This window comes from Streptomyces sp. NRRL S-1022, from assembly GCF_000720135.1.
Lineage (GTDB): Bacteria > Actinomycetota > Actinomycetes > Streptomycetales > Streptomycetaceae > Streptomyces.
Genome location: NZ_JOIU01000078.1, coordinates 1 through 2,495, shown reverse-complemented (window position 1 = coordinate 2,495; position 2,495 = coordinate 1). Strand labels below are relative to the sequence as shown.

Below are 2,495 nucleotides of genomic sequence, written 5' to 3'. Positions count from 1 at the left end.
CTAACAGCGGCTAACACAATGAGATGGATCGGTCCGGCAGTCGTTCGCAGGGCGCTGAACTCAGTTCGGCCTCAGCACCTGGCCTGGTCGTGCTGGGCGGTTCGACAGCTCGGCGCTCGGTTCAGCCGCGGGTTCGAGTGCCTTGGAGCTGTAGTCGCTGGACGCCGTAGGTGGCCTGGTGATGCCCGCCTCTGGGTGGCCTGAATTAGGCAACTGGGCGTCGGTGCTTGCCAGAAGCTGCCTCTAGAGTGATCAGCGGCGGTACGTCTGATTCGTTCGAACCCGGGGGAAGAGTGAGCAGCATGCGGCTGGCGCGCGCATCCACGTGTTGGGTAAGCGCAGCAGTTGTCGTTCTCAGCGCACTGGCAGGATGCGGCAGCAATGACAGCCACGGGACGCACCCGAAAGTCATGCAATCGGAGTCAGCCAAGCCGAGCGCACCTTCGCGACCGGTCCACGATCCGCCGGCGACGTTCGCCACCGGTCACTCGGTCCGGCTGCCAGAACAGGCCATCGCTGGGCGCCTGACTGCGGGAGGGACGCTGGACGCGCCCTTGCCGGTGGCCCTCTACAAGTCAACCGCCTTCGTTGCGACCACAACCCAGATGCAAGCCATGGACACCGCAACAGGTCGGATAACCGCTACGGTCACGCCTGAAGACATGCCCGTCGAAACAGGCAACGGATGGAACGACACCAACCACGCCGATGCCCCGTTGCTCGTCACCGCCCACGGTACTCCTACTGTCATTGCTCCCTTTGTTGTGAAGCAGACCGGCACCGGGACACAGGCAAGCCACACGGTGGTAGAGGTCACTGGTGCCAGCGCGGACACCGGCAAAGCCATCTGGCACCTCACGCTGCGGCTGCCTGAATGGGCCACGGAGGATGACCCCGAGGCCTCAGTCATCGGCGCGGACAACGGCATCGCCGTTATCCGTGTCTCCACCTTCCACCACGACCACGCTGCCGCCTATGGCATCGACCTGAACGGTCCGCGCCAGGTATGGAGCGCTGATAAGTTCCAGGCGAGCGCAGTCACCGATCAAACCGTGGCGGGAGCACTGCTGGAAGACGACATCGGCATTGACCAGCGCCCGGCCGGATTCGACCTCGCCACCGGCAAACGACTCTGGCAGGGCCCTCTCGGCGATTCCGCGAGTGCAGACTCGGCCGGCGCGCACCAACTCCGCGTCCACGGCAAGGACTACGACAACGGACACTACGACCGGCTCGCCGACCCCCGCACCGGCCGTACTCTGCAAACCCTCCCGGCCGACCTCGCCGGCTCCACCTGCACCTACGACGACCAGAGCATGCTCATCTGCTACGGCATGGGCGCCGCCTCCTACGTTGTCTACGGCCTAAATCCCTCCACCGGCAAGGTGGCGTGGCAGCTTCCGGACAAGCAAGCCGACCGTATCGCTCCGGAGATCACCACGGCCTGGCACGGCCGCGTCTACGGCACTACCGACAACGGTGCGGTCGCCCTCGACGCCCGCACGGGCAAGGACTTGCCAAGCCCGCGGGTCGCACCGCTCCTCGTCGACGAATCGGCGGGCATCGTCCTGAGTGACTCCAGCCTGGTCGCCTACCCCTCTAGCGGCTGACCAACGAGGTGAGTTGTCGGTGGGTGATGAGGCAGCAGGCGAGTTTGAGGAATGCTTCGTGTATGTCGGCCCTGCGTTCCCAGCGGACTCGCAAGCGCCGGAAGCCGTGCAACCAGGCAAACGTCCTCTCGACCACCCAGCGGTAGGTGCCCAGCCCGGTGCCGTGCCGAGTACCCCGGCGGGCGATCGCCGGCACAATGCCTCGCTCGCGGATCTGGTCACGGTAGGCCTCGTGGTCGTAGCCGCGATCGGCGAACAGCGAGTCCGGCCTGCGGCGCGGCCGTCCGACGCGGCCACGGACGGGCGGGATGGCGTCGAGCAGCGGCAATAGCTGGGTAACGTCGTTGCGGTTTCCGCCGGTCAGCAGTACCGCGAGCGGGGTGCCGTGCCCGTCGGTGATCAAGTGGTGTTTCGAGCCGGCCCGGCCCCGGTCGACTGGCGATGGGCCCGTGTGCTGCCCCCTTTTAAGGCTCTTACGTGCGAAGAGTCGACCACGCAACGGGACCAGTCCAGCCGTGAGACGGCATTAAGTTCCGCCAGCAGGACTTCGTGCAGCCGCTGCCAGACACCGGCCTCGTTCCAGTCCCGCAGGCGCCGCCAGCAGGTCATGCCCGACCCGAAGCCCAGCTCCTTCGGCAAGTACTCCCACTGAATCCCGGTGTGCAGCACGTACAGGATGCCGCACAGCACCTCCCGATCCGGCAGCGGCTTGCGCCCTGGGTACCGAACGCGCCGCTCGCGTTGCGGCAGCAGCGGTACCAAGCGGTCCCACAGCTCATCTGACACGACCCACGGCGAGCTCTCCACACTCAGGTTGAACGCTCGACTTCTACTGCAGACACGGCAGTCAGCGGCGATCCACCTCATTGTGTTAGCCCCTGTAAG

At 65.8% G+C, this 2,495-nt stretch carries 1 protein-coding gene and 1 pseudogene; one reads left to right on the top strand and one right to left on the bottom strand.

Annotation, left to right across the window (positions count from 1 at the left end; all coding sequences use genetic code 11):
- The first annotated feature begins 302 nt into the window (after positions 1-302).
- Positions 303-1,610 carry a PQQ-binding-like beta-propeller repeat protein gene (locus IG05_RS0140790; protein WP_078894889.1) on the top strand — a complete coding sequence of 436 codons (1,308 nt, stop codon included), beginning with the start codon at positions 303-305 and terminating at the stop codon, positions 1,608-1,610.
- Here the strand turns inward: IG05_RS0140790 and IG05_RS46395 are convergent.
- Positions 1,600-2,477 (bottom strand): annotated as a pseudogene (locus IG05_RS46395) (IS5 family transposase). The gene IG05_RS0140790 and the pseudogene IG05_RS46395 overlap by 11 nt on opposite strands.
- Between the last annotated feature and the right edge of the window lie 18 nt (positions 2,478-2,495).

Bases quoted from the DNA above. Each gene is read 5' to 3' on its own strand.
- IG05_RS0140790 (WP_078894889.1), top strand. From the start codon at position 303: ATGCGGCTGGCGCGCGCATCCACGTGTTGGGTAAGCGCAGCAGTTGTC.